This window comes from Peribacillus sp. NPDC096379 (genome assembly GCF_044762875.1).
Lineage (GTDB): Bacteria > Bacillota > Bacilli > Bacillales > DSM-1321 > Peribacillus.
Genome location: NZ_JBIWFD010000006.1, coordinates 136,483 through 162,819, shown reverse-complemented (window position 1 = coordinate 162,819; position 26,337 = coordinate 136,483). Strand labels below are relative to the sequence as shown.

The window sequence follows — 26,337 nt, the reverse complement described above, 5'->3', positions numbered from 1 at the left end:
GCCAGCGTTCGTCCTGAGCCAGGATCAAACTCTCCAAAAAGTGTTTGACTTGCTCATTGTTTTTATAGTGTGTACTCACTTCAATTAAAACGTTGACGTTTCTGCTTTGTTTAGTTTTCAAAGAACTATTTGTTTAAGACAGGATATTAATATATCATCTCATCTTCCATTTTGTCAATTACTTTTATAAAATACTTTTACCTCGATAACTGAAAACAGAATAACTTAAAATCCATACCCGTTTCGTTATCTTCTGTAATATTTCACAAAATGAAAGTGTCTAATTTGCTAGAACTCCTTAGCAACAAATTAAATATTACTATTTCACAATACGGAAGTCAACAACTATTTCAAAAGAATTATAATTGAATGAAAAAAATCTGCGGCGCTTTAATTACTCCACAGATTTTTTCATTCATTCATTTATCAAACTTCAGCTTAGCTAATGCGTCAGCAAGTGCAGTATTAATAGGTTCTTCTTTTTTATCCTGGTGTTTAAGATACTTCGAAACATCTTGTTTGGTAGCCCTTTGATTGTTATTTTTCCCTTTTCTCTTAGTAAAAGAAGATAGTTTTTCATGATACCCACATTTGCAGACGAAGGTTTGCGCTTCTCCTTGACCACGCATTTCCATTTTCTTATGACATTGTGGACATCTAGCGTTTGTGGCACGAGATACACCTTTTCGATAGCCGCATTCACGGTCCTGACAAACAAGCATTTTGCCTTTTTTCCCATTCACTTCTAATAAAAGCTTGCCGCAATCCGGACATTTACTTCCTGTGATATTATCATGCTTAAATCTCTTATCACTGTTTTTGATTTCTCGGACAATATTTTTTGCATATTCTCTCATCTCACCAATAAAGGCTTGCTTCGGCAATTTCCCTTTGGCAATGGCTGTCAGCTTTTGCTCCCATTGCGCGGTTAATGCAGGGGAACGTAGCTCTTGCGGGGCCAAATCTAGCAGTTGCTTGCCCTTTGATGTAACATGAAGTCCTTTTCCTTTTTTCTCTATTAAAAAAGAATTAAACAGCTTCTCTATAATATCAGCTCTTGTAGCAACGGTCCCGATTCCACCTGTTTCCCCTATTGTCTTAATCAGTTCTTTGCTTTCTCCTGACATAAAACGTGCTGGATTTTCCATTGCTGAAAGCAGTGTAGCTTCATTAAATGGTTCAGGCGGCTTTGTTTCTCCCTGTGTTTCTTTAATAGATGAAATAGAAAGGATATCTCCCTTATTTATGGCTGGCAGTAATTGTTCAGCAAGACCATCGCCTACTTCCTCATCTTCAAAATGAGAATCATATACATCTTTCCATCCCGACTTCAGGACCACTTTTCCTTTGGCCGCAAAGTTTTCCCCGCCAATATTAACTTTGATCGTTGTTTGCTCATATTCAAATGGTGGCATTAGAACCGCTAGAAACCTTTTGACAACTAAATCATAAATTTTTAATTCCTTATCACTTAGCTTCCCCGGAAGCGGTGTTTGCTCGGTCGGAATGATGGCGTGATGATCGGAAACTTTACTATCATCCACAAAAGATTTATTAGCTTTAATCGGACTACGAAGAATTTTAGCCGCAAATGGAGCGTAAGGTTTAATGCTAACTGCTTGAAGCCGTTCCTTCAATGTATCTACTAAATCTGTTGATAAAAAGCGTGAATCTGTTCTTGGGTAGGTTAAGACTTTATGACTTTCGTACAATCTTTGCATGATCGATAATGTCTCTTTTGCTGAATAACCAAACTTTTTATTCGCATCTCTTTGCAATTCTGTCAAATCATATAACTGTGGAGCAAATGATTTTTTATGTGCTTTTTGTACATCCACCACTTCTGCTTTTTTATTTTTCACAGCAGTAAGTACATGCTCTACCTTTGCTTTATCAAAGGTCCGGATATCATTTGTCTTGCTGTCCTGCCAGACAAGACGGAGCTTAGGTTCAGTTGTTACAGATACACCATAAAATGGTTTTGGCTGAAATCTTTTAATTTCTTCTTCGCGTGTACCGATCATCGCCACTGTCGGCGTCTGCACCCGCCCACATGATAATTGGGCATTATGCTTTGTCGTTAATGCACGTGTCGCATTCATGCCGACAATCCAATCCGCCTCAGCGCGTGCAACGGCTGAAGCATATAGATTTTCATATTCCTTCCCATCACGCAACTTGTTAAAGCCATCTTTAATCGCTTTATCTGTTACAGATGAGATCCAAAGACGCTTCACAGGCTTTTTTATATTTGCCTTTTCTAGAATCCAACGAGCAACGAGCTCCCCCTCACGACCGGCATCGGTTGCAATCACAACATTCTTAACATCAGGACGGTTCAGCTGGGTTTTGACAGCTTGAAATTGTTTGCCTGACTGCTTAATCACGACCAACTTTAATGTAGGCGGCAACATTGGCAAATCTTCAAGCTTCCATGCCTTATATTTTTCATCATAGGCCTCAGGGTCTGCATGGGTCACTAAATGTCCGAGTGCCCATGTTACAATATATTGATCACCCTCAAAAAAGCCATTCCCTTTTTTGTGCGCATTCAAGACCTTTGCTATATCTCTTCCGACTGATGGCTTCTCAGCCAGCACGACAGTTTTACTCATAAAAAAACACCCTTTCAAAATTCCATAATAAGAAAACGTAAAACTTGTTAGAAATCTATACACTTTCTTATTTTTCCTTAAAAAGCTTTACGTTTATTATCTCACAAAATGGCTTGAAGGGCGAAACATCGATTTCCTGGGAAATTTGTCGATAAATCCTTCACTACGAATTCCCATTCAATTCTTCTTGGTGAAGCATAGTAATCTATCAAGGATTTTAGTATGATAAAAAATAGAGTTTTTTACTTTTCAATGGAGGTTCCAAAAGAAATGAGTTTACTTTCTATAGATAAATTAGGCCATTCATTCGGTGATCGTACACTATTCAAAGACGTATCATTCCGCTTGATGGCTGGTGAACATGTTGGGTTAGTCGGTGCAAACGGCGTTGGAAAATCGACCATGATGAACGTCATCACAGGACAGTTGATTCATGATACTGGACGCGTGGAATGGACACCCGGTACCGAATACGGATATTTAGATCAGCATACCGTCCTTACAAAAGGAAGAACAATGCGTAATGTGTTGCGTGATGCTTACCTTCCTTTATTCGAACAGGAAAAGTTATTGAATGAAGTAACGGAAAAAATGGGAACTGCCACTCCAGAGGAATTGGAAGATCTACTCGAGCAAATGGGGAAGATTCAAGATAAGCTAGAAGCTGGCGGTTTTTATAATTTAGATATTAAGATTGAAGAAGCTGCCCGTGGCCTTGGTTTGGATGCCATCGGTCTCGATCGTGACGTCGCTTCCTTGAGTGGTGGCCAGCGAACAAAAGTATTATTAGCTAAGCTCTTGCTTGAACAACCTGAGGTCCTTTTACTCGATGAGCCTACCAACTACCTAGATGTGGAGCATATTCGCTGGTTAAGCAGTTACTTGAAAGAATATCCACATGCTTTTCTTTTAATTTCCCATGATACAGAATTTATGAACGGGGTAGTGGATATAATTTTCCATCTTGAATTTTCTAAGCTAACTCGATATACAGCTACTTATGAAAAATTCCTTGAACTTGCGGAGATTAATAAAAATCAGCATATCAACGCCTATGAAAAACAAAAGGATTTCATTAAAAAGCAAGAAGACTTTATTGCCAAAAACAAAGCTCGTTACTCGACATCTGGCCGTGCGAAAAGCCGTCAAAAACAACTTGAACGAATCGAACGAATTGACCGTCCTGAAACAGCTATGAAACCAACCTTTGACTTCAAGGAATCACGCGGTAGCGGTCGTTATGTCTTCGAAGGCGAGAATCTTGAAATTGGCTATGACCACCCACTACTTCCGAAACTAACCATGACGATTGAACGCGGCGAAAAAATTGCAGTTGTTGGCATGAACGGGGTTGGAAAATCAACATTATTAAAAACCATTCTCGGGAAAATTGAACCGCTTAGTGGAAAACGGATCCTCGGAGACTTCCTTTTCCCTTCTTATTTCGAGCAAGAAGTGAAAGCTGGGGACACAACGCCGATTGATGAAATTTGGAATGCTTTCCCTGGCTTAGAACAAGCACAGGTTCGCGGCATTCTTGCACGCGTTGGTTTGAAAAATGAGCACATCACACGCCCAATGAATCAACTAAGTGGTGGAGAGCAATCAAAGGTACGTATTTGTAAATTAATGATGAACGAAAGCAATTGGCTTATTTTTGACGAGCCGACAAATCACCTAGATGTTGTAGCTAAAGAAGAATTGAAACGTGCGATGCAAGCATATAAAGGGACTATCGTCCTTGTCTGCCATGAACCTGATTTTTATGAAGATTGGGTGACAAAAGTTTGGAATGTAGAAGACTGGGTAGATAAAAACGAAGCACAGGCTTAACGTTTATAAAAAAAGTAAAGGGTCAGACCCCGCAACAACTAAACCCAGTACAAGATAAGTGTATGAAACACTGCATACTGATTTAGAGTGCGAGGTCAGACCCTTATGAAACACCCTCGTTTTTTCAACTTAACAAAAGAGGCTCCTCCTAATTTTAAGGAGGAGCCTGCATTACTACTATCTAACAGCCTCTGTTGTTTTCAATTGTGCCCCTAAAAACTTCGCCAATTCAAGCATGCCATACTTTCCAGCTGCCTTCTCAGCGTCTGAATTATAATTAGTATTCGTATTCACATCGTATGTGAATATCTCACCTTTTTCATTGCGAATAAATTCGATGCCAGCAACGGTAATTTGATTTGCCTTTAAAAATTGTTCATAATTTTCAATGATTGACTCTTCAATACCTTCTACAATTTGGAATTTTGGCTTTTCTTCAACTTCCTCCCCCACTGGGCAGAATAGATCACCGATTTGACAAGCATCAGCTGGACAAAGTTCAAATCCTTCTGAAGTATCCACTTGAACCGCATAGACAAATTTCCCACCAACAAACTCACAACGCGTGATAAATGGTTCTGGAGCTTTAATATACTCTTGAATCAAAGTAATACCATCTATGGGTTCTTCGAATGCCGCCCCATCCAAATATTGTTTTAATCCGTCTATAGAATGGAATAATTGAACACCAAGCCCTTTTCCTGCCCGGTTATGCTTAGTAATAAACGAAGCTGTACCGATCTTTTCAGCTGCAGCAAGAATGTTATCTCTACCAATTGCCGCAATCGTTTTCGGTACCCTAATCCCTTGTTTTCTTAAAGCGGTATACTGATTAATCTTGCTTAACTCTAAACGTAATGCACGCGTGCCGTTAAATACAGTGCGATCATGTTCTTCTAGCCATGATAAGACACCTTCCGTTAATTCTGGAGCATAACGATGACCTCTCGTATGAGAAGAAGCACTCATCCGACTATAAAATACTCCTTCCGGCGGAGCTTCCGTCAAATCGACGATCCCTTCATCAAGATGCCACTCCTCATATGGCAATTGAAGTTCTTCTAACCGTTTCGTTAGATGGGCGGTCCACTCGCTATTTTCATGAATAACGTAAATTTTACTCATTTTATTGCCTCCTAAGTTCATCTTTGTCTTTATACTTGAATTCTTGTACGTTTTTCTTCAACGAGCGGCATTACTTGTTTAGCAAATCGCTCCATCTCTTCAAGCTGAGGAGAAAATTGCAGCAATAACAAATCAACGCCCACTTCTTCAAATGCAAGAATTTGGTCAGCAATTTGGTCGGGGGTTCCAATTAGATTCGGACGCAGCCCACGATTTGAAACAGAGTAGTCGAATAACTTGACCTGTTGCTCAAGCTGTGACTTGCTTATAAAGTCATTATATCCAGCATAGGCACTCGATTCTTTCACATCCGTAATTCGTGCTAGTTCTTCCTGGGCTTGTTCTTCTGTATCTCGGCATACGACGTAAGCAGCCATTCCGAAGCTTGAAAATGGTGATTTCCCTGCCGCTTCTCTTTGCTGCTTCATTCCTTGAATTTTCACAGCAACTTCCTCAACTGTGCCACCATGCATGACATATGCATCACACTGATTGACAATTGTCTCTTTGCCACGTGGACTTTCTCCACCCGCATAAAGAATTGGATTCGGGCGCTGTACAGGCTTCGGATGCAAATGAGTATTGGTAATCGAATAATACTTCCCATCATATGAAAATGTATCTTCTGTCCATAAACCTTTAAGCACCTCAAGGAATTCCTCTGTTCGCTCATAGCGTTCATCATGGGCTGTAAAAGCTCCGCCATACTGACGAGCCTCTTCCTCCCACCACGCAGAGACAACATTCAATGTAAATCGGCCGTTTGAGATTTGATCAATATTCGCCGCCATTTTTGCCGTTACCGCCGGATTATGAAAACCAGGTCTGACAGCTGTCATAATTTCAATCTTATCCGTCACAGCTGCAAGGGCAGCTGCCGTTGACCAAGCTTCAAGTGAATCACTCTCAGGACCTTTAATATCATTTAAATTGAGTTCAGCGACGAGGGTTGTATCATAGCCCCACTTTTCTGCAGCTTGTGTTACCTTTTTCGCATACTCAAAAGTTGGGGGCATTTTCTCATCTTCTACATTCCGTAACCATCCGCCGAATATCGGCAACCAATAACCATATCTCATTTCCCTATCTCCTCTATGATTAAATTATTGGCTCCTTCTTCGATAAGACAAAAAAACTTCTCCGATAAGAAGAAGTTTGCGATTGCATTCCACCTTATCTGCCAGAGCCATTACTCCGCTGGAATTAGCACCGTACTGACAATTGTCAACGGTTGCCGGGCTTCAAAGGGCCAGTCCCTCCACCTCTCTCGATAAGAACATATTAAATTATAGTAATAATTAGAATAATCTTATATTATACCTTTGGTGTTCGTCAAGACATATGTTTGCATAAATCAGAAAAATGAAATATCATTTATAAAAAAGAGGATATTCAAAAAAGGCCTGACCTTTTTTGAATATCCTCTCACCGTTCTTTCTAGTATCCTTTAAAGGGCATATCGACCACGATTCGCCACTTCCTGCGCCGGAAGTCAAATTTACCCATCCATTGTAAGTTAAACAAAAGGCCTTCCTATCCGCTGACTTGACTATACAACTTGCACAAAATAGATTGCTCAAGGTCTTAATATTCTTTATCCTTTTTCCGCTACAAGCGTATACGTTTTTGGTAATCCAATATCATGCATCTTATGATTCGGCTCTTCTTCAAGTACTTTGATAACGAGCCCTGATTTACCAACTGCAGTGACAAGCTCTCCTATTGTCCACTTCCGCTGTACTACTTGTAATAGTTTTTCTTGTTCACCATCTGGCATATGCTTGGAAAATGCTACATTATTTGATTCAATCGTGGGGTCAAAATAATTACCCATTACTTTATGCTTTTTTCCAGATGAAGTAATTAGTTTAGTAGATATCGGGTGAAACTCATGTAAAATAAAGCGGCCGCCCGGCTTTAGGATTGCTTGAACAATCTCCATTAACGGTGCTAAATCAATTAGATAATGCAAAACGCCAAGCTCCATCAAAACTAGATCATGATTATTATTAGCATGGTCCCCAGTTATCGACAGGACATCCGATATAATATAATCCACTGAAACTTGTGCTGCTTCGGCCAATTCCTTAGCAAATGCTGCATTTTCCCGCGAAAAGTCTACAACCTTAACCTCAGCCCCAAGTGCAGCCATTGCTACAGCCTTCACTCCATTAGAACCCATCAGATGCATCACTTTCTTCTTTTGCAAGTCCCCCATATACTGGTAAAAAGGTTGCAGACGCCATTTCGGATTATAGAGGATTTTCGATGCAAGCTGCCCAGGCTCTCCGTAGCGATTCACTAAGGCAACATAATTATTCTGATTCCACGCAGCTTCATTCCCTTCGGTAAAACCTTGCTGAATCCCCGCTAAATGGGCATGAATAGGTCCACTGAACACCGCCATCTCTTCATCATAAAAATAACTATAGAGAGATTGGCACCAAAGTTCTACTCCTTCGGTGACTATTGAAATCCGATACGGGTCGGTTTTTATCGTCGTATTATAATTGCAAACCACAGTAACTAACTGCTCTCCCACACTAAATTGAAATGACGCGCTCTCAGTCGTCTTTGTAGGATGAGATGGCGAAAAGCCCTTAAATAACTGATGAGCCTCATTAAATAAATCCCACTGTACATCAACTGTTATTTCAAATGGTTCTTGTACTGAGACACCTTGAATTAGCAGGGCCGCAGCATAAGTAAATTGATACGGGATACTCTCCCCTTCTAATAAACGACCTACCTCTATCGCAGTTTGTGCGTTTGATGATTTCATAAACCCTCCACATTGCATTTTCTTGTTTTACATCTAGGATAAAGACCTAGCTGCACTTACTTAAAAAAGTGTACAAAAAGCCCGCTATATAGCACTGGTCGTACTATCTAATTGGAGTTGAGTTTACTTTTTTAACGAAGAGTTCTTCATACTGGTAACAAGCCAATGAACGCCCCTCACTTCTTATTCCACCAAAGAATGTTTAAAGGCGTAAATAACCGCCTGTGTACGATCTTGAACATCAAGCTTACTTAAAATGCTGCTCACATGCACTTTGGCTGTTTTTAAAGCAATAAACAGCTCATTTGCAATCTCCTGATTTGTTTTCCCCTGAGCCATTAGTAGTAATATTTCCATTTCCCGATTGGTTAATGATTCATGAGCAGCTGTTTCTGGTTTCTTCCTCATCTTCGCCATCATTTTACCGGTAACTTCTGGTTCAAGAACGATTTGACCATGAAATGTAGAACGCACAGCGTTGGCAATTTCACTCGCTTTTGAGGTTTTTAGCATATAGCTTGTCGCTCCTGCTTCTAAAGCAGGATATACTTTTTCATCATCCAAAAAGCTCGTCACGATAATAATTTTCGCCTCTGGCCATTGTTCAATAATTAATCTGGTTGCTTCAATTCCGTCCATTTCCTTCATAACCAAGTCCATCAAGATAATATCAGGTCGCAATTCAAGCGCCATTTTCACACCTGTTGCTCCATCATCCGCTTCGCCAATCACTTGAATATCTGTCTGTGCCGATAAATAAGCTGAAACGCCAATTCGAACCATTTCATGATCATCGACAAAAATAACATTAATCATCTTGCTCACCTCCCGCATTTAGCATCGGTATTTTCACTTCAAGTCTTGTTCCTTTATCCAAGAGGCTAATCACCTTTAAGGTTCCTCCCACTTCAACTGCCCGTTCATACATATTGTTCATGCCATATGAGCCAGCTTTACTAGCTTCTATGTCAAAACCAACTCCATCATCGACGATTCTTAAAATCAACAAACCATCCCGCTCAATCAATAAAACTTCTAAAGAATTCGCCTTTGCATGACGTAATGTATTAGAAACAGATTCTTGGAGAATTCGAAAAAGATGATCTTCAATCCCTTTTTTCAACGGAATGGGCTCAAGCTTCCATTTTACCTTCATTGGCACTTTTTGCGATAATTCTACAAGCAATTCTTCGATCCCTTCTTGAAGAGATTTATCATGAAGCGGTACAGGACGTAAATGTAATAGCAACGCCCTCATCTCGAGCTGTGACTGATGAATCATACCCTCAACCATTCTTAGCTGTTTAGCACTGCCAGTATCTTCATCGCCGTTTGACTCAGTAATAGCCGACATAAGCATTGATGCGGCGAATAGTTGTTGGCTAACAGAATCATGTAATTCGCGCGCTAATCGGTTTCTTTCCCTTACAACCATCTCTTGAATTCTTTTCTCCTGATCTTCCGCTTTATCATTTGCTAACTTCTGTGATAATTTCGTTTGTTCGGAAACTTGGTGATGCACTCGGACAATTTGTTTAGAAATCGCCGTTAATTCCTGAACAAAGTAATTTTCATTACCGGCTGGCGGTCGTCCTTGTTCTACGAAATAGAGCTCGTCGCTAATCTCTTTTAGTTGCCGCTTCCAAGACAAACCTGTTATAAAACCACATCCGATCCCAATTAGGACAATCAAGCTAATATAAAACAAGATAAATGGCAGATCCATCACTTTTGTTTCCCACAACATCTCCCAATTGTTCAAAGGGAAGGAAAAAAATAGTCCTGCCGTTAACACAAGACCAATCAAAAATGCTAAACCCATAGAAGCTGCAATTTGCCGCGTTACAATGTTCATACTCGCTTCACCTCGATATCGCCTACGACAACCGAAGTGATGAGATGGATTCTTTGGTCTGCCGTTTCAAATTCTGTCGTTTGGTAAGAAAGAATTTGGTTGTATACCTTTGTTTCTTGCTTTTGAAAAATGGATGCTCTTCCAGCAATGACAGAATGATGGAGCCTGACTTCTGTATCGTATGGGATAAGGACTTGCAAATTACCAACAAAGCTTTGAATAGAGATGACCACTTCACCCTTCGGAAGGATTGTGTGACTTAAATCAATAACCGTATCGCCAATCCCACGTTGAATATTAATATTATTCCATTCATATACATCATCCGAGGTTTTCTGGTGACCCATCAGTTTATTTTCAAACAAGTACTCTTTTTTCAATAAAGGTTCTGACTCAATCTGTTCCTTTTTTCGTTCTGGTTCAATCAAATACGGTTTTACCCACTCTGGGTTTTTCTTCGATTGGAAATATACGAGCAAGATATAACCAAATACAGCAAAAACAAAAAATTTAAAAATCATCATATTTAACACAATAACAACTGAACTGACAATCCCAATTAAGTATAAAATTTTCCCCATAGAGCGCGGGGATAGTTTTCTACCGATATACAGACAACCCGTCGCTAAAGCAAGCGAGTAGATAAGTCCTCCATCAAAGAAGACGAGTTCAGATATAAGAAGGATGATACCGATGAGAAATATCCAACCTAAGTATTCTGTTTTCAGTTGTTTAAACAAGGGATCTCCTCCTTTAGCTGTCTCGTTCGATTCTATTAATTCGCTGTCATCCGCCACCTAGTTAGGAGATGAAGGTTTTTCAACAATTTAAGATAGAATGAAAGGCGCAGAAATCTACGCCTCTCTAGAATACCATGAGTTTTATATGAAGGAAAAGGGAACGAATTGTCATTAACTTAAAGGGCGTAAATAATTAAAGTGGATTCCCCATTCCTCCTCTATATTTAGACGGTTTTTTCTATTCTCACAAACGTGATTTATGATATTGATTGTGTATCTTTATTTTTCATATCCTTTTCCAACTGAATAATCTTTGCATCAATTGTGTTGCGGTGATAAGAAGAGTTAATCCCGTGTTCAAGCCGGTCCAAGTAGCTCTCCATTTCTTCAAATTTTGCAATCGGCTTATTAGGATGAATAGTCGTATCTAAAACCGTATTAATACGGTGATGAGCACGTGCGATGTTTTCACGCCCCATTAACTCCATACGCTTTATGCTCATGTCTTTTAGTTTATGCTTCATTTCACGATACTTTTGTTCAAGCTCGCTTAATTGCTTTTCATTTTCATGAAGAGCCTCTTTAAGACGTACAGCCCGCTCTGCGTATTGTTGACTTTCTATATCCGCAAAGCTTTGCAACTCACTTTCTCCTGCCTGTTCCGCAATCCCAGCTTGGTGCTTTCGTTTTTCTGCAAGATCTGCCGCTTCTTGAAGTTCTCTGTGAAATTCATTTTTTAATAGATATTGACGTTCTACCATTTTACGCACTTTTTCAGTTTCAGCCTCACATTGACGCAAGTACTGATTCAATAAAGCAATTGGATTTTTTTCTTCTTTTTTATCTAATATTTCATGAAAGTCTGCTGAAATAGTTTGCTTAATTCTTGAGAATAAGTTGGTCATTTGAATTCCTCCTAATAATTGGGGCGTGTTCTCCGCCGCCTTGTTATCCTAGCTAAACTAGCAACTCTAACGTATTTCATCGTTTACCTTTACGAATGATGTCGTAACTTTTTTCTTATTTGTTTAAATCTGCCCATTGCTTTTCAAAGTTTGTAAAAGGATCATTACTTTCTTCGATGATCGTTTCTTTAGATTTATTCCATTTGCGGTACACCACAAAGAGAATGTACGCCGCAACTAGCCCTAATACTGAAGGGAAACTTGAGATAGCAAAGCTTAGAGCAATTAATAGGACGATCACCCAAGCAATTTTTGCAAATACTGACTCTACACTTAGTAACTGTTTGCAACTGTAATACAGAATTCCTAAAGAGATAGCTAAACCGATGAGTGGTCCTACATTCGCCAGCAAAATGAGCGCTGCAATCGCCCCCACTATCAATAATCCGAATTTTTTCATTTCGTTTTCCTCCTTTCGTCATTTCGTATTACTAGCATATCTAGTTTTCATATTTCCCATAACGAGCTAGAGGTATATTTTCAAGTACGTCTTAAGGCGTATATTTTCTAGACAGGCCAAAAGAGCGTACAAAAAAAGGCCGATCCCATGCCTACTAGATACAGTATTAGATGCGTATGTTCCGCACTATCTACTATATAAAGAGGACGAGATCAGACCCTTATGGCATCTTTTTTACTATCTAGATCGCCGATCGCTATTTCCTTTTGATGAAGAAAAACGAGTAGAAGCTGTTGAATCCTGAGAACCCTTGCCTTCGCCCCCACGTTTTCTCCCGCTTTCTTTCTTCGTTCCTTTACTCTCTATTCCATGACGTTTGTTGTAATCCTGACGCGCATTATTTCCTTGAGAGCGTTTTGGCTTACGCGGAGCTTCTGTTGCTTCGTTCACTTTAATTCCTTCGATTCTTCTTCGCTCCAATTTCAAATGTATCCCTTTTTCAATTTCCATCAGTTCTTCCTCATCCTTTGCCGCGACAAAGGTAACTGCCAGACCATGTTCGCCAGCCCGTCCTGTACGCCCAATCCGATGAATATAGCTTTCTGTATCTTCGGGAATATCATAATTAAACACATGGGTAACCCCTTCAACATCCAGCCCCCGTGCAGCGACGTCTGTAGCTACCAATACTTGAATCGCAGCCTCACGGAAACTCTTCATTACCCGTTCTCTTTTCGCCTGGGACAGGTCACCATGCAATTCATCCACGTTATATCCCGCACTTTTCAATGCATCGTGCAGTTTAGATACTCTGCGCTTTGTTCTACAAAAAACAATCGCCAAAAATGGACGCTCTTCATCAATCATTTTAAACAATGTTGCCTGCTTGGCACGGTCTGTTGTTTCGATGACAACCTGGCGAATCTCTTTAACGGTCACACCTTCACTTTTAACCGATATCGTGACTGGACTTTGCATAAAACGCTTCGAAAGCTGTTTCACCTGATCAGGCATGGTCGCTGAAAACAATAAGGTTTGTCTTTCAGTCGGAAGATGCTCGATAATTTCTTCTACCTCTGGCAAAAAACCAATATGAAGCATTTGGTCCGCTTCATCCAACACAAGCTTGTCAACCTGTGAAAGATCGATCGTTCCACGTCTCATATGATCAAGAAGCCTCCCCGGGGTCGCAACGACAACAGAAATACCCCGTTCAAGCTTTTTCATCTGACGCTCTACGTCTTGACCCCCGTAAACGGCCAAAACATGTAAGCCTTCAATATTGTCTGCAAACTTCTGAAGTTCTGCAGTAATCTGCAGCGCAAGCTCTCTTGTCGGCGTTACAATTAACGATTGAATATGTCGAGCCTCGAGATCTACCGTTTCAATAATAGGAAGTAAAAACGCTAATGTTTTTCCTGTTCCCGTTTGCGCCTTTGCTATGACATCTTTTTTTGCTATAATTTCTGGAATTGCTCGTTCTTGAATCGATGTTGGTTCATGAATCCCATTTTGGTTCAACATCTGTTCAACTGTTAAACGAATCCCAAGTTCCGTAAATTTCATTTTACACCTGCCTACTCTCCGTACATTTTTAGTAAAATACTTATGCCAGTATACCATTTATTTAGGACGATATTGTCTTATAAACAGCATACATAAGCATTATTTTTAGGAAACAAAAATGCGTTACCATGCATCATTGTAGTTTAGAAAAAATAGACCTTTTTGAAATCTTGACTATAATTACTTCAAATATCGTTCCCCTTCTTAACCTACTTAAAACAGACAAGATGATTTCATTTTACAAGGGAGTATTATCATTAAATGAAATACTACAAGAAAAGCAGAACTGTTGGCTTGATTACTTAACTCACTAACTCTAACTTAGGCTCGCATAAGTATCCATACGCTGTTACCATTTCTGTCGTGTTCATAACCCATTTTTTCTTATTTTATTAAACTAGTCATCTTCACTGACAAAGCTGATTACTGCCATCATTATTTCCCAGACAACAAGAAAGGTGCCCCATAACACAAGGCCTGCCCCCACCCACTATCCACAGTTCAAATTAAGTGCATAACTGTGGATAGAGTATGAGGTCAGACCCTTTTGGGGCACCTTCGTTATTTATTCATTTGCGCAAGAAAGTCACCTAATAAATTATCTAGATCTTCTTCTTGTCCACTTTCTTCATGAGATTCTGTTTCTTGATTCATCTGGCCCCAATCGAAGTCATCCAAATCAAGTTCAGTGTCCTTTTGCTGATCCTGTACATCTTCCTCAATCATCTCAGGCTCTATTGAAGCAGCTGGTCCTTCTTGTAAGTACAAGGCATCTTCAATATCGAGTGCGCCGCTATTCAAAGAAGCAAGCAGAGTAGTTGCTCGAAGCGGATCCGTTAAAAGTTGGTATACAATACTCCCAAGCAAAGCTTCAGAGTGCGCATGCTTCAACCAATCCCGTTGTGCTTTACTTAATTTATGAGGCAGAGGAATCGCAACCATTTCTTGATCCTGAAATGCTGTACGGCCCACGCTTTCCATTACATATTCTGCAATCGTGCTGGAAAAGTTGCGTTTTTCTGTCTCCTTTAATTTTCGCAATTGCCTTAATGTGTGATCTGGAGCATCAGAAGGGATTCGGAAGGTAAGGGCTTGTCCCCTTTGAATACTTGAAGTTGGTTTTTTCATTCATTACACCTATTTAGTTGATCCTGCTTTTTGCTCTTGCTTCTTACCTTCTATTTTTGGGTTTTTCCTTACAAAGTCGGTGATCAATTTGTAATACGCATTAGACATCATCCAGATGCTTTCTTTCTCATCTTCAAAGAAATCAATGTTATAGCCATCTAAATGGTTATTCAATGTTTTCAAATAATCCTTCAATACGATGGATCCGCCGCCGATAAAATAACAAATTTCTGTTTGCGAATTTTTTTGCCAAACATTACGTAAATGACGGTATTGTTTTTTTGCAAGTTCGCCAAGAATTCGATCAGTAATATCATGAACACTCGTTCTTGATCCACGAACCATAATGTGATTACGATCGTTTTTCTTGGTAATAATTTCAACTACATCACGTCTACTATCAAGCTCAACTCCGTGTTTTTTGCGAATTTCCTCACGAATGGCTTCCAACGCCTCTGCTACACCAAGATTAAAGCCTTGCGCTTTATCGTCATCAACTTTGCGATTTTTAATCACAGCGATATCTGTAGATAATCCACCAATATCCTGAATTAATATTTGTTTGTCAATTAATTCTCTATTAATGACGTTTGAATTGTTATCCATCACAAGGTTAATATACGCCGCAAACCCTTCTGGATACACCTTCACTTCATCAAATTTAATATTTACTTTCACGCCTTGATATTTAGGTGTTATTAAAAACTCTACTTGATGGACAGAGCCCAGAAGTTTAGAACGATACCCAACATCTTTTCCTTCTTTCACTTCACGAAGAGGTAATCCTGTTCCAAGGGTATAGTTTGCATCGATTACATTATTTGTTTTTCTGAACACAGCTGCTTGTTTTTCATTAACTGCATCAAGCGCTAAAGCAGCAAACAACATAACAAGTGTTTGGTCTTCCTCTGATTTGCTACTTCCTGGATCTAATTCAAAAGGATTATCACTTTTTGTTGCCAAATTTCCAACTCGATAAATCGCATTGTTTTCCAGAAGGGCAGGGGAATGAATCCTAATGTGGATTCCTTCAACTGGATCTTGTTGATTAAGATCCTCTATTCCAATAACAGGTCGGTCCTCAATATCACGAGCAATAACGTTCGGGATATATAATTCCGAATCCATCTTTCCAAATATAGCTTTAATTGCATCATTTCCTACATCGACTGCAGCGATTCTTGACGTACTCATCTAATCAATCCCTTCTACTCACTCGGAGTATGTAATGTGGATATTCTATCTATATAAGAATATGAAAGTTTAAGAGATTGGTCAATAATCCAATAGATGCAATTATCTTTTTTTGTATACATTTTTGTACACAATTTCCTTAAACGCACACGCATGCCTACACACCAACATGTATACAGTTTCGTATACATGTAAACATATTTCGTATACACGTATACATTTTTGTTTACATGTATACGAAATTGTAAACAATAGTCCTTTTCTTATAAATGTGGTTAATATTACCGGAGCTGGGCGAATCGGAGAGCCCCTTCCACCCCTCCTTGCAGTTTCACTTTGTCCGGTACAACCTCCCCTTTTTGATTATAAATATCGTCTTAAAAAGTAATGTGTATAATCCAACAAACCTGGGTATGGTAATAATTGGACGGTATTGAGCAATATTATTCTTTCCCTTAGACGAGTTTCCGCTTGTATATAGGCAATTTTCACACAATGTTACACGCTTTAATTAATGAATTAGGAGGCAACATTCCATGCCAAACCAAAATAAACATTATCAAGATTTACCTCAATTCCCTGAACCTTATTGGCGAGACCATCTCTCCTTTCCGAATTTCCCAAAGCTTACACAAAATATAGAAACTGATGTCGCCATAGTTGGCGGTGGGATCTCTGGTATCACAGCCGCATATCTACTTGCGGAAAAGGGGATACGGACGGTTCTAATCGAAGCAGGCTCTATTTTGACAGGAACGACCGGACATACTACCGCGAAGATTACTGCACAACATGGTTTAATTTATGATCAACTCATTACAGATCACGGTGAAGAAAAGGCGAAATTATATTATCATGCGAATAAAGAAGCCATGGATTTCATTAAGAAAACAGCTGAAACACATGATATTGACTGTGATTTAACTATGGAAGATGCATATGTTTATGCTGAAACAGATGAATATGCTAGTAAAATTAAAAGCGAAATGAAAGCATATGAAAGGCTCGGAATTCCTGGTGAATATACGAATACCATTCCTTTTTCCGTTCCATGTCAAGCAGCAATCATCATGAAAAACCAATATCAATTCCACCCATTAAAATATTTAACTGGTTTGATCCCTCTTATCACAAACGCTAACGGGGCAATTTTTGAACATACGACAGCTATGAAAGTCGAAGATGGGGAAAAACCAGTGATTATTACAGACAATGGAGCAAAAATAGTATGTAATTACATGATCACAGCTTCGCATTTTCCTTTTAATGACGAAATGGGGCTTTACTTTGCGAGAATGCACGCAGAACGTTCTTATGTATTAGCTGTTAAAACGAAGAATGATTTCCCTGGTGGGATGTATATTAGTGCAGACACTCCATCGAGAACATTCCGTTATACCACTTTAAACGGGGAAAAGCTTGTTCTTATAGGAGGAGAAACCCATAAAACGGGGCAAGGAATTTCAATGATAGAGCATTACGAGGCGATCCATGACTTTGCAGAAAAGCATTTTGGAATTAACGACATTCCATACCGTTGGTCAGCCCAAGACTATGTAACTCCTGATCATTTACCATTTATCGGGCCTATAACGTCCAATCATCCAAACGTGCTGGTTGCAACAGGTTTTGCCAAATGGGGAATAACGAAAGGAACAATAGCCGCAAAAATCATGACAGATGCGATAACAAACGAGGATAATCGCTACGCAGAGCTCTTTAGCCCTTCACGCTCACACTTGAAAGGTGCAGCAAATATCGTAAAAGATAATCTTGATGTTGCAAAACACTTAATCCAAGGGAAATTCGCTATGGTGTCTAAATTGCCTGAGGAGTTAACAAATGACGAAGGAGCCATTGTAAGGGTTAATGGGGATAAGGCAGGCTGCTACCGCGACACAGAAGGAACTTTGCATATTGTAGACTCCACCTGTACCCATATGGGCTGTGAAGTGGAATGGAACAGCGGGGAGCGAACATGGGACTGTCCTTGCCACGCTTCTCGATTCTCGATTACAGGCGAGGTTTTAGAAGGGCCAGCAGTTGAGCCATTAAAACAAATTACATTGGAATAGCTTTCAATGCAAAGGTCACGACCCCGTAACATCTAAAGACAGTATAAGGTACGTGTATGAAACTCCACACACTGATTTAGAGTGCGAGGTCAGACCCTTATGTGACATCTTCTTTTTAATTCTTTTAAAAAAGAGGTATGTTCCCCTGACGATTATCGTATCTTAATGAATACTCCCGCCACAAAACTTTCTAACAAAAGTTTTATGGGGGTTTCTAACGTATCGAACATTTTTGAACGCTTAACGTACGTTGCGTTGACACCGTGGTGTACTAGAAACACCCAACCCTCTATCCCATTGGTCTTGCCGTTGGGACTTCTTTTTTCAGCTTATTGGGTTCACACCATTGTGTGTCTCGGCTGTTAGTTTTAGCTTGAACATCTTACGGTACGAAGCCTTTCTCGTACTAACCTCCTATGTTCAGTTGTCAATGAACAATCTGTTCAGGAATATCACACCACAAGAACATGTGTTCTGATACACGAAAAGGCCATTCATCCCCTCCCTACTCATTGGGCTATGCCCTTCACATTCCTTGAGGAAGGGGTACTCTTGCCTGAAGTTGATAGAAGGATCTAACGAAAGGATGTGTTTTCACTTATGAATTACCAGTCTTCCCCTTTATTTCGAGGCGAAGCCGATCAACATTCACGTGAAGGCCCAAACAAATTAACCGTCATCGGAGAAGCAACCATTCAAGCTCCTCCAGATCAGGCACTCATTACATTAGGTGTCATCACAGAAAATAAGGACCCTATCTTGGCGCAACAGCAAAATGCTACAGCAATGGCCAAAGTTTTAACAGGATTAGCTGACCTCGGCATTCCAGATGACCAAATTAAAACAAAGGAATACCGTATGGATCCTCAATATGACTATCTGGACGGTAAAGAGATCTTCAAAAATTATAAAGTACATCATATGATCGAAATACGAACAAAAAATATTGACCGGGTTGGCAATATCGTCGACACATCCATCAAAAATGGCTCCAATTCTGTTTCAAATATTCGTTTTTCATTATCTCAGCATGATATGTACTATAATCAAGCACTTGCACTCGCCTTACAAAATGCCAAACAAAAAGCATTAGCATTAGCGAAGGCTGCTGACGTTACTTTGCAACAAATTCCCGAAACCATTGAAGAAATCCCAGCTGGATCGACGCCAGTTCTTTATCAAACCAGCTTTGTAGCAAAGGCTGCCTCCACACAGATTCAACCTGGTGAATTAGAGATCAAGGCAATTGTAAAAGTCATTTATACGTTTCACTAACCTTTAAAATACAACCGTTTTGTTGTGATGAACGATGATTCGATCCTCAAGATGCCATTTGACTGCACGCGCCAATACTCTTCGCTCGATGGAACGGCCGATTTTTTTCAGGTCATTCGCATGATCGCGATGATCAACTCGATCGGTGTCTTGCTCAATAATCGGTCCTTCATCGAGGTCATTGGTCACATAATGTGAAGTCGCTCCAATTAGTTTTACTCCACGATCATAGGCCCGTTCATACGGTCTTGCACCGATAAATGCGGGTAAAAAGGAATGGTGAATATTAATAATTCGATTTGGGTGAGCTGAGACAAATTCTGGAGTCAAAATTTGCATATATCTTGCCAAAACAATCAAATCCACCTCATATTCCTCGAGAAGCTTTAGTTGCTTTGCCTCTACCTCTTTACGAATGTCCCTATTAGCAGGTAAATAATAAAACGGAATATGAAGAGATTCAACGATTTCACGAGCATCTTCGTGATTACTAATAACAAGTGCAATATCTGCTAGTAAATCTCCACTTTGCCATTCCCAAAGCAATTCCAGCAAACAGTGAGGCTCTTTTGAAACAAAAATGGCGATTTTCTTAAGGTCACTTACATTGGTACATGTCCATTCCATTGAAAATCTCTTTGCAATCGGTTCAAAAGTTTCTGCCATCCCCTTCGCCTTCTTCTCTAGATCCGGACATTCAAATTCGATTCTTGTAAAAAACGTACCACCATTAGGGTCCATCGAATATTGACTTAATTCGACGATATTCGCTTCAAATTCTTGTAAAAAAGAAGATACAGCTGCAACGATGCCTGGCCGATCGGGACATTTTATCATGAGTCGACCTGTATTTTTATTATTTTCCTTAAATGTAGGTAAGTGATCCTGAGCAAATGGTGTCATTGTTATTCCAACTTTCTTTACTAGATTTGCTCTATTATACTTCATTCCTGCAGTTGCACAAAGTGAATACTTGTAGAACAGCCGATACAAATGGTAGGATGCGTGTACTAGTGCGCTTTTTTTGGGAAACTCAATCCAAAAACAACGCTATCAAAATACATGATCTGTTTTGCCATTCCCCACTCTTCTAGTATCATTCTAAATCTAGGGTATTCCCTGCTTATTTGGAAAAGATATGAATAGGAAGCATGTACAATCATAATTGGTGCAATCCATGGAAAAAAGTCTGTATTTATGGTATATATGAAGATAAAACTAAATGTAAAGTATACGAGTTTATATATGAAAGAGGTCGAACTTAATTGGAACATAACTCTTCAAATTTTATAAGAAATATTATTAAAGAAGATTTAGAGACAGGGAAACGTGATCATATCATCACTCGCTTTCCACCTGAGCCTAACGGTTATTTACACATTGGACATGCTAAATCAATCATTTTGAACTTTAGTGTCGCGGATGAATTTGGCGGGAAAACCAATCTGCGTTTCGATGATACGAATCCGCTGAAAGAAGATATAGAGTACGTAAATTCCATCAAAGAGGATGTAAAATGGCTCGGCTACGACTGGGATAACCTTTTCTTTGCTTCCAATTACTTCGATGAAATGTACGACCGTGCTGTTTTATTAATCAAGAAGGGCTTAGCCTATATTGATGATTTAAATGCTGATGAAATTCGCGAATATCGAGGTACGTTAACGGAACCTGGGAAGAATAGTCCGTATCGTGACCGTTCAATTGAGGAAAACCTGGACCTTTTTGAAAAAATGCGCAATGGTGAATTTGCAAACGGTGAAAAAGTTCTTCGTGCAAAAATCGATATGACTTCTCCGAATATTAACCTTCGTGACCCCGTCATTTATCGAATCGCACATGCAAAACACCATAACACAGGCGACAAATGGTGCATCTATCCAATGTACGCTTTCGCTCACCCGCTTGAGGATGCAATTGAAGGCGTGACACATTCCATTTGTACCCTTGAATTTGAAGACCAACGCCCACTTTATAACTGGGTTGTTGAGCAATGTGAAATGGAAAGTATCCCACAACAATATGAGTTTGGTCGTTTGAACCTAACCAATACCGTAATGAGTAAACGTAAACTGAAGCAACTTGTCGATGAAGGTGTTGTAGACGGATGGGACGACCCTCGTATGCCAACCATTTCTGGGTTAAGAAGACGCGGTTACACACCTGAAGCCATTCGTGCTTTCTGTTATGAAATCGGTGTATCAAAAGCATATGGAACAATTGACAGCCAAGTTCTCAATCATTTCGTTCGTGAAGATTTGAAGCTAAAAGCACCTAGAACAATGGGAATCTTAAAACCGCTTAAAGTGGTCATTACCAATTACCCAGAAGGCCAAGTAGAGTGGCTTGAAGCAGAAATTAATCCAGAAAATCCAGAAATGGGCACAAGACAAATTCCATTTTCTCGTGAGATTTATGTGGAGCAAGATGATTTCATGGAAAATCCACCGAAGAAATACTTCCGCCTTTTTCCTGGCAATGAAGTTCGCCTAAAACATGCTTATTTCATTAAATGCGAGGAAGTTATTAAAGACGCAGAAGGCAATGTAGTTGAGCTTCATTGCACATATGATCCGGAAACAAAAAGTGGCTCTGGGTTTACTGGTCGCAAAGTAAAAGGAACCTTGCACTGGGTGGATGCTGCCCATGCAGTACCAGCGGAATTCCGCAATTATCAACCATTAATTCTTGATGAAGAGCCTAACGAAGAGGAAGAAGAAAAAACATTCCTTGAGCGTATTAACCCTGATTCTCTTGAGATTCTACAAGGATTTGTAGAGCCAAATATGAAAGATATTCTACCACAAGATAAGTTCCAATTCTTCCGTCACGGCTATTACAATGTAGATCCGAAGCACACAACAGACGGGCATCTAGTCCTGAACCAAATCGTTGAATTAAAAAGCTCGTTTAAACTATAAAATAAAAAGAAGAAGATGCCCCAAAAGGGTCTTGACCTCACACTCTATATATCGTTTATATTCTGTCATTGACGCAGAATATAAACGATATATAGTGGATGTGGGGTCTCCCTGCTTGTGGGCAGCCTCTTTCCTCTTTCATCTGATCATGAAATGACTACAATCTTATTCTTCCAATTTTAACCCCTGACTGTTCTAAGGCAGCCGATATATACTGAGCCATCTCCACTGCATGCTTCCCGTCTCCATGGATACAAACCGTGTCTGCTCGAATTGAAAAATCTGTTCCTTGAATTGTTTTCACCTTATGCTCTCGAACCATCTTCAGCACCTGACCAACCGCAAGCTTAGGATCTGTAATTAGTGCATCAGCTTCTTTTCTAGAAGTTAACGAGCCATCCTGTTGATACGTTCGATCAGAGAAAACTTCCGATGCAGTATGTAGACCAATTTTCTCTCCTGACTTTATGAGCTCACTACCAGCCAACCCAAACAATATAAGCTCTGGATCCACCTGATAAACAGCTTCTGCGATAGCATCGGATAAGGCCGCGTTTTTCGCTGCCATATTATAAAGAGCTCCATGCGGTTTTACATGCGCAAGCTTTCCCCCCTCTGCTTTTACAAATGCAGATAGTGCACCAATTTGATACAAAACCAGGTCGTTTATCTCTTTAGGGGTCAAGCTAATTTCCCTTCTACCAAAACCGACTACGTCTTGGAAGCCTGGATGAGCGCCAATTCCAACATTCTTCTCTAAAGCTAACTTCACTGTGTTCCTCATCGTAGAAGGATCGCCAGCGTGAAAACCACAAGCAATGTTGGCAGAGCTAACATAATTTAGTATTTCCTCATCTCTTCCCATTCGATATGCACCGAAGCTTTCACCCATATCACAGTTTAAATCTACCTTAAACATTTTGGTCCCTCCTATCCGTGTAAAAGCGAAATGCCTATTTTTAATTGTCTGATCTGCTCTTCCCTTTCCAAATAGATCAATTGTGACTCTTTGAGGGAAATTAGTTGAAATTGTAGCTTTTCTCCTGGTTTGGCTTGTGCGATGACTGGTAAATCAACCGTTGCGATTTGAGCAATCTTCGGATAGCCACCTGTCGTTTGCCGATCTGCCAATAAGACAATCGGGTTACCCTCAGCTGGCACCTGGATAGTTCCAAATCCCACCGCCTCGGAGACCATTTCTTCTTCAGTGGCCAAGGTAAGTGAACCCCCTTTTAATCGGTAGCCCATCCGATCAGATTGTGAGGTCACCATAAACTCTTCTTGGAACAAGGTCTGTTTGCTTTTTTCCGTAAACCAGTGATATTGGCGGCCTTCGATGACCCTGATTGGTTGTTTGCCCATATTACAAGACGAGATCACCGGATCGATCTTCCACGTAGCTTCGATATAATCTCGCTTACCAAGCTCAGTGGATAATCGTTGAATAATCCTTTTACTGCTTGAACTCATTCGTTCCATACTAAGGACATCCCCAACTTTTAGCGCCCGCCCCAAAAAGCCGCCTATTCCTGCTCTTAAATAGGTGGAAGCACTCCCCATGACTGTTGTGACTTGAAAGCTACCAGCTACCGCTAGATACGCACGACAGCCCGTTTTACACGGGCCGAATGATAGTATGCTCCCCTTGTTTACAAGAATCGGGCGCCACAAGTCAATTGAACATCCATTAATTTTTGGAGATAAATTCCCGCCCGTAAGCGAGATAAGGGTAGTTTCGGTAAATTCAATAACCGGACCTGTTAATGTAATTTCAAGAGTTGGTTTGCTTTCATCATTCCCAACTAGAAGATTGGCGATCCGATGTGACAACTGATCCATCGCTCCACTTACAATGACCCCATACTTCTGCGATCCATATCTGCCTAAATCCTGAACGGTCGTAAGAAGGCCTGGTTTAATAATTTTTATCATCCCTATCCTCCCAATCGATGTATTCCTGATACGTAATTTCTTTAAATGAAATTAAATCCCCTGCCTGCAATAAACTAGGCGCATTATTGAAAGGACGGAACAATTGAATCGGTGACCGACCAATAATCTGCCAGCCTCCAGGAGTTTCAATAGAGTAAATACCCGTTTGTTTACCTGCAATCCCAACTGAACCTGCTGGAATAGCTAAGCGAGGTGTTTCCTTCCTTGGCGCAGCAATTTTTTCAGACATTCCGCCCATATATGGAAAACCTGGCGCGAACCCAATCATATGTACGTTATAAGTAGTTGTTTTATGAATCCTAATGACTTCTTCAACGCTAAGTCCATTATGTCTAGCTACAAAATCCAAATCAGGTCCTAATTTCCCCCCATAGCAAACTGGAATTTCTACCACCCTCGGAAGCTGAGATTCTTCCAACACTAACCCCGCAATTCCCTCTTTCAGTTGCTCACATGCCTGCTCATATGGGTAACGACCATCCTGAATAAGTTCGTGATGCCCAATATCATACAACACAGTCACAGACGTAAATGCCGGAATATACTCAATCATCCACTCAAATTGATTTTGATCAAGAAAAGAAACAACTGCACGGACTTTCTTCTGTATATCTAGAGAAATTGTAGTCCCTAGTTCAATCATGATTCCATTGTCTCCAAATGGGTGTAATTGATAGTCCATGTTCCACCTCCAGCTAAAAAAGAATCGTTTTATTTTCTACCTATATTACTTTGAACTCCCTTTATACTCATCCTATCCATGTTACTCATTATTTCACATGAAATAACAGAAGCAAGTCACCGTAGCCTTCTTTTTTCATTTTCGCTTTCGGGATAAATCGTAAAGAAGCAGAGTTAATACAATAGCGGAGTCCCTTTGGACTAGGGCCATCTTCAAAAACATGGCCTAAATGCGAGTTAGCTTCTTTACTCCGCACTTCCGTTCTTGTCATGCGGTGGCTTACGTCTATGCTTTCCTTCACATATCCGGAAAGAATCGGCTTAGTAAAACTTGGCCATCCACAGCCGCTGTCATATTGATTGCTTGAACTAAATAAAGGCTCTCCCGAAACAATATCAACATAAATCCCTTCCTGCTTATTATCCCAATATTCGTTTTCAAAAGGTGGTTCCGTGCCATTTTCTTGAGTAACAAAAAACTGCATAGCAGACAATCGGTCCTTCAGCTCCGTTTTATCCTTTGGCCAGTGCTTCTTAAGAAAAAGTTCACGACCGCTTCCTTGTCGATATAAAGCATATCGAAATGCATTCTTTTTGTAAAAATCCTGATGATATTCTTCTGCTCTATAGAAAAGCTCAGCCTTCTGGATTGCAGTTACAATCGGTTCTTGAAACCGGCCACTTTCCGTTAATTGCACTTTAGACTTCTCAGCCTCTTGCTTTTGATGTTCATTATGATAAAAAATGACAGACCGATATGCTGGTCCTCTGTCAGAAAACTGCCCGACTGCATCTGTTGGATCGGTCTGCTGCCAATATAGCTCTAATAATTTTGTATAGGATATACTAGCAGGATCATACGTAATCTGGACTGCTTCTACATGTCCAGTGGTGCCTGACTTCACTTGTTTATACGTAGGATTTGGTTCATGTCCTCCTGTATAACCGGAAACGACCTGAAGGATTCCCTCTATCTCATCGAAAGGAGAAACCATACACCAAAAACAACCACCAGCGAACGTTGCTAATTCTAATTCCCTTGTATTACTAATATCATTCATCCGCATCACTCCTTGTTAATATCAGTGAAACTTCCATCAGTGGGATATTACAATTTGTTAAACCAGGATAAAAATACTCTACTCTGGTTCTCGGGAGTTGTCTCAAAAGAAAAAGGGTCCGACCAGGCAACAACTAAATACAGTAAAAGGCAAGTGTATATCACACTT

21 protein-coding genes and 1 riboswitch are annotated in these 26,337 nt (G+C 40.0%); of the genes, 4 read left to right on the top strand and 17 right to left on the bottom strand.

Annotated elements, in window-relative coordinates; genetic code table 11:
• Positions 1-419 precede the first annotated feature (419 nt).
• A complete protein-coding gene (locus ACIQZI_RS21450) occupies positions 420-2,615 on the bottom strand; it encodes a DNA topoisomerase III (protein ID WP_403077141.1) in 2,196 nt (731 codons plus the stop codon).
• Positions 2,616-2,885: 270 nt separating this feature from the next.
• On the opposite strand from ACIQZI_RS21450, the gene ACIQZI_RS21445 reads away from it, so the two are divergent.
• Positions 2,886-4,448 carry an ABC-F family ATP-binding cassette domain-containing protein gene (locus tag ACIQZI_RS21445; RefSeq protein ID WP_403077139.1) on the top strand — a complete coding sequence of 521 codons (1,563 nt, stop codon included), beginning with the start codon at positions 2,886-2,888 and terminating at the stop codon, positions 4,446-4,448.
• A 177-nt stretch (positions 4,449-4,625) separates the two neighbouring features.
• Here the strand turns inward: ACIQZI_RS21445 and ACIQZI_RS21440 are convergent, their stop codons facing one another.
• From ACIQZI_RS21440 to ACIQZI_RS21390, 11 genes are all read right to left on the bottom strand, one after another.
• Positions 4,626-5,573: an ATP-grasp domain-containing protein gene (locus ACIQZI_RS21440; RefSeq protein WP_403077136.1), complete on the bottom strand. Its 948-nt coding sequence runs from the start codon at positions 5,571-5,573 to the stop codon at positions 4,626-4,628.
• 29 nt (positions 5,574-5,602) lie between these two features.
• Positions 5,603-6,652 (bottom strand): LLM class flavin-dependent oxidoreductase, encoded by a 1,050-nt coding sequence (locus ACIQZI_RS21435; protein ID WP_403077134.1) that lies wholly within the window; start codon positions 6,650-6,652, stop codon positions 5,603-5,605.
• A 91-nt stretch (positions 6,653-6,743) separates the two neighbouring features.
• Positions 6,744-6,850, bottom strand: a riboswitch (SAM riboswitch).
• 317 nt (positions 6,851-7,167) lie between these two features.
• Positions 7,168-8,355 (bottom strand): class I SAM-dependent methyltransferase, encoded by a 1,188-nt coding sequence (locus ACIQZI_RS21430; protein ID WP_403077131.1) that lies wholly within the window; start codon positions 8,353-8,355, stop codon positions 7,168-7,170.
• A gap of 183 nt (positions 8,356-8,538) precedes the next feature.
• Positions 8,539-9,171, bottom strand: coding sequence for a response regulator (locus ACIQZI_RS21425; RefSeq protein ID WP_062186417.1), 633 nt, complete (start codon positions 9,169-9,171; stop codon positions 8,539-8,541).
• Entirely contained in the window at positions 9,164-10,210 is a 1,047-nt protein-coding gene (locus tag ACIQZI_RS21420) for a sensor histidine kinase (RefSeq protein ID WP_403077127.1), read from the bottom strand. Before ACIQZI_RS21420 ends, ACIQZI_RS21425 begins: the two co-directional genes overlap by 8 nt.
• Positions 10,207-10,950, bottom strand: coding sequence for a cell wall-active antibiotics response protein LiaF (gene liaF / locus ACIQZI_RS21415; protein WP_062186421.1), 744 nt, complete (start codon positions 10,948-10,950; stop codon positions 10,207-10,209). Before liaF ends, ACIQZI_RS21420 begins: the two co-directional genes overlap by 4 nt.
• A 257-nt stretch (positions 10,951-11,207) precedes the next feature.
• Positions 11,208-11,855, bottom strand: coding sequence for a PspA/IM30 family protein (locus ACIQZI_RS21410; protein WP_403077118.1), 648 nt, complete (start codon positions 11,853-11,855; stop codon positions 11,208-11,210).
• Positions 11,856-11,970: 115 nt separating this feature from the next.
• The gene (locus tag ACIQZI_RS21405) at positions 11,971-12,315 is read right to left on the bottom strand and encodes a lmo0954 family membrane protein (protein ID WP_403077114.1); all 345 of its coding nucleotides are present in this window, start codon (positions 12,313-12,315) and stop codon (positions 11,971-11,973) included.
• Positions 12,316-12,552: 237 nt separating this feature from the next.
• Positions 12,553-13,881: a DEAD/DEAH box helicase gene (locus ACIQZI_RS21400; RefSeq protein WP_403077111.1), complete on the bottom strand. Its 1,329-nt coding sequence runs from the start codon at positions 13,879-13,881 to the stop codon at positions 12,553-12,555.
• A gap of 561 nt (positions 13,882-14,442) precedes the next feature.
• Positions 14,443-15,009: a hypothetical protein gene (locus tag ACIQZI_RS21395; RefSeq protein ID WP_403077109.1), complete on the bottom strand. Its 567-nt coding sequence runs from the start codon at positions 15,007-15,009 to the stop codon at positions 14,443-14,445.
• Between the two features lie 9 nt (positions 15,010-15,018).
• Positions 15,019-16,203 (bottom strand): Alp7A family actin-like protein, encoded by a 1,185-nt coding sequence (locus tag ACIQZI_RS21390; RefSeq protein WP_062186430.1) that lies wholly within the window; start codon positions 16,201-16,203, stop codon positions 15,019-15,021.
• Between the two features lie 536 nt (positions 16,204-16,739).
• On the opposite strand from ACIQZI_RS21390, the gene ACIQZI_RS21385 reads away from it, so the two are divergent.
• Positions 16,740-18,278 (top strand): FAD-dependent oxidoreductase, encoded by a 1,539-nt coding sequence (locus tag ACIQZI_RS21385; protein ID WP_403077105.1) that lies wholly within the window; start codon positions 16,740-16,742, stop codon positions 18,276-18,278.
• A gap of 600 nt (positions 18,279-18,878) precedes the next feature.
• Positions 18,879-19,553 carry an SIMPL domain-containing protein gene (locus ACIQZI_RS21380; RefSeq protein ID WP_403077103.1) on the top strand — a complete coding sequence of 225 codons (675 nt, stop codon included), beginning with the start codon at positions 18,879-18,881 and terminating at the stop codon, positions 19,551-19,553.
• A 3-nt stretch (positions 19,554-19,556) separates the two neighbouring features.
• On the opposite strand, the gene purU is transcribed toward ACIQZI_RS21380, so the two are convergent.
• Complete coding sequence (gene purU / locus ACIQZI_RS21375; protein WP_062186437.1) at positions 19,557-20,456, bottom strand: formyltetrahydrofolate deformylase; 900 nt, start codon at positions 20,454-20,456, stop codon at positions 19,557-19,559.
• A gap of 362 nt (positions 20,457-20,818) precedes the next feature.
• On the opposite strand from purU, the gene ACIQZI_RS21370 reads away from it, so the two are divergent.
• Positions 20,819-22,474 carry a glutamine--tRNA ligase/YqeY domain fusion protein gene (locus ACIQZI_RS21370; RefSeq protein ID WP_062186439.1) on the top strand — a complete coding sequence of 552 codons (1,656 nt, stop codon included), beginning with the start codon at positions 20,819-20,821 and terminating at the stop codon, positions 22,472-22,474.
• A 157-nt stretch (positions 22,475-22,631) separates the two neighbouring features.
• Here the strand turns inward: ACIQZI_RS21370 and ACIQZI_RS21365 are convergent, their stop codons facing one another.
• From ACIQZI_RS21365 to msrB, 4 genes are all read right to left on the bottom strand, one after another.
• Positions 22,632-23,393 (bottom strand): 5-oxoprolinase subunit PxpA, encoded by a 762-nt coding sequence (locus ACIQZI_RS21365; RefSeq protein WP_062186441.1) that lies wholly within the window; start codon positions 23,391-23,393, stop codon positions 22,632-22,634.
• An 11-nt stretch (positions 23,394-23,404) separates the two neighbouring features.
• Positions 23,405-24,406: a 5-oxoprolinase subunit C family protein gene (locus ACIQZI_RS21360; RefSeq protein WP_062186443.1), complete on the bottom strand. Its 1,002-nt coding sequence runs from the start codon at positions 24,404-24,406 to the stop codon at positions 23,405-23,407.
• Entirely contained in the window at positions 24,390-25,109 is a 720-nt protein-coding gene (pxpB, locus tag ACIQZI_RS21355; protein ID WP_403077093.1) for a 5-oxoprolinase subunit PxpB, read from the bottom strand. Before pxpB ends, ACIQZI_RS21360 begins: the two co-directional genes overlap by 17 nt.
• Positions 25,110-25,197: 88 nt before the next feature.
• On the bottom strand, positions 25,198-26,169 hold the full coding sequence (msrB, locus tag ACIQZI_RS21350) for a peptide-methionine (R)-S-oxide reductase MsrB (RefSeq protein ID WP_403077090.1): 972 nt from the start codon (positions 26,167-26,169) through the stop codon (positions 25,198-25,200).
• Positions 26,170-26,337 lie beyond the last annotated feature (168 nt).

Excerpts from the sequence above, each read along its gene's own strand:
- ACIQZI_RS21450 (WP_403077141.1), bottom strand. The coding sequence starts at position 2,615 with ATGAGTAAAACTGTCGTGCTGGCTGAGAAGCCATCAGTCGGAAGAGAT.
- ACIQZI_RS21445 (WP_403077139.1), top strand. The coding sequence starts at position 2,886 with ATGAGTTTACTTTCTATAGATAAATTAGGCCATTCATTCGGTGATCGT.
- ACIQZI_RS21440 (WP_403077136.1), bottom strand. The coding sequence starts at position 5,573 with ATGAGTAAAATTTACGTTATTCATGAAAATAGCGAGTGGACCGCCCAT.
- ACIQZI_RS21435 (WP_403077134.1), bottom strand. The coding sequence starts at position 6,652 with ATGAGATATGGTTATTGGTTGCCGATATTCGGCGGATGGTTACGGAAT.
- ACIQZI_RS21430 (WP_403077131.1), bottom strand. The coding sequence starts at position 8,355 with ATGAAATCATCAAACGCACAAACTGCGATAGAGGTAGGTCGTTTATTA.
- ACIQZI_RS21425 (WP_062186417.1), bottom strand. The coding sequence starts at position 9,171 with ATGATTAATGTTATTTTTGTCGATGATCATGAAATGGTTCGAATTGGC.
- ACIQZI_RS21420 (WP_403077127.1), bottom strand. The coding sequence starts at position 10,210 with ATGAACATTGTAACGCGGCAAATTGCAGCTTCTATGGGTTTAGCATTT.
- ACIQZI_RS21410 (WP_403077118.1), bottom strand. The coding sequence starts at position 11,855 with ATGACCAACTTATTCTCAAGAATTAAGCAAACTATTTCAGCAGACTTT.
- ACIQZI_RS21405 (WP_403077114.1), bottom strand. The coding sequence starts at position 12,315 with ATGAAAAAATTCGGATTATTGATAGTGGGGGCGATTGCAGCGCTCATT.
- ACIQZI_RS21400 (WP_403077111.1), bottom strand. The coding sequence starts at position 13,881 with ATGAAATTTACGGAACTTGGGATTCGTTTAACAGTTGAACAGATGTTG.
- ACIQZI_RS21395 (WP_403077109.1), bottom strand. The coding sequence starts at position 15,009 with ATGAAAAAACCAACTTCAAGTATTCAAAGGGGACAAGCCCTTACCTTC.
- ACIQZI_RS21390 (WP_062186430.1), bottom strand. The coding sequence starts at position 16,203 with ATGAGTACGTCAAGAATCGCTGCAGTCGATGTAGGAAATGATGCAATT.
- ACIQZI_RS21385 (WP_403077105.1), top strand. The coding sequence starts at position 16,740 with ATGCCAAACCAAAATAAACATTATCAAGATTTACCTCAATTCCCTGAA.
- ACIQZI_RS21380 (WP_403077103.1), top strand. The coding sequence starts at position 18,879 with ATGAATTACCAGTCTTCCCCTTTATTTCGAGGCGAAGCCGATCAACAT.
- purU (WP_062186437.1), bottom strand. The coding sequence starts at position 20,456 with ATGACACCATTTGCTCAGGATCACTTACCTACATTTAAGGAAAATAAT.
- ACIQZI_RS21365 (WP_062186441.1), bottom strand. The coding sequence starts at position 23,393 with ATGTTTAAGGTAGATTTAAACTGTGATATGGGTGAAAGCTTCGGTGCA.
- ACIQZI_RS21360 (WP_062186443.1), bottom strand. The coding sequence starts at position 24,406 with ATGATAAAAATTATTAAACCAGGCCTTCTTACGACCGTTCAGGATTTA.
- pxpB (WP_403077093.1), bottom strand. The coding sequence starts at position 25,109 with ATGGACTATCAATTACACCCATTTGGAGACAATGGAATCATGATTGAA.
- msrB (WP_403077090.1), bottom strand. The coding sequence starts at position 26,169 with ATGAATGATATTAGTAATACAAGGGAATTAGAATTAGCAACGTTCGCT.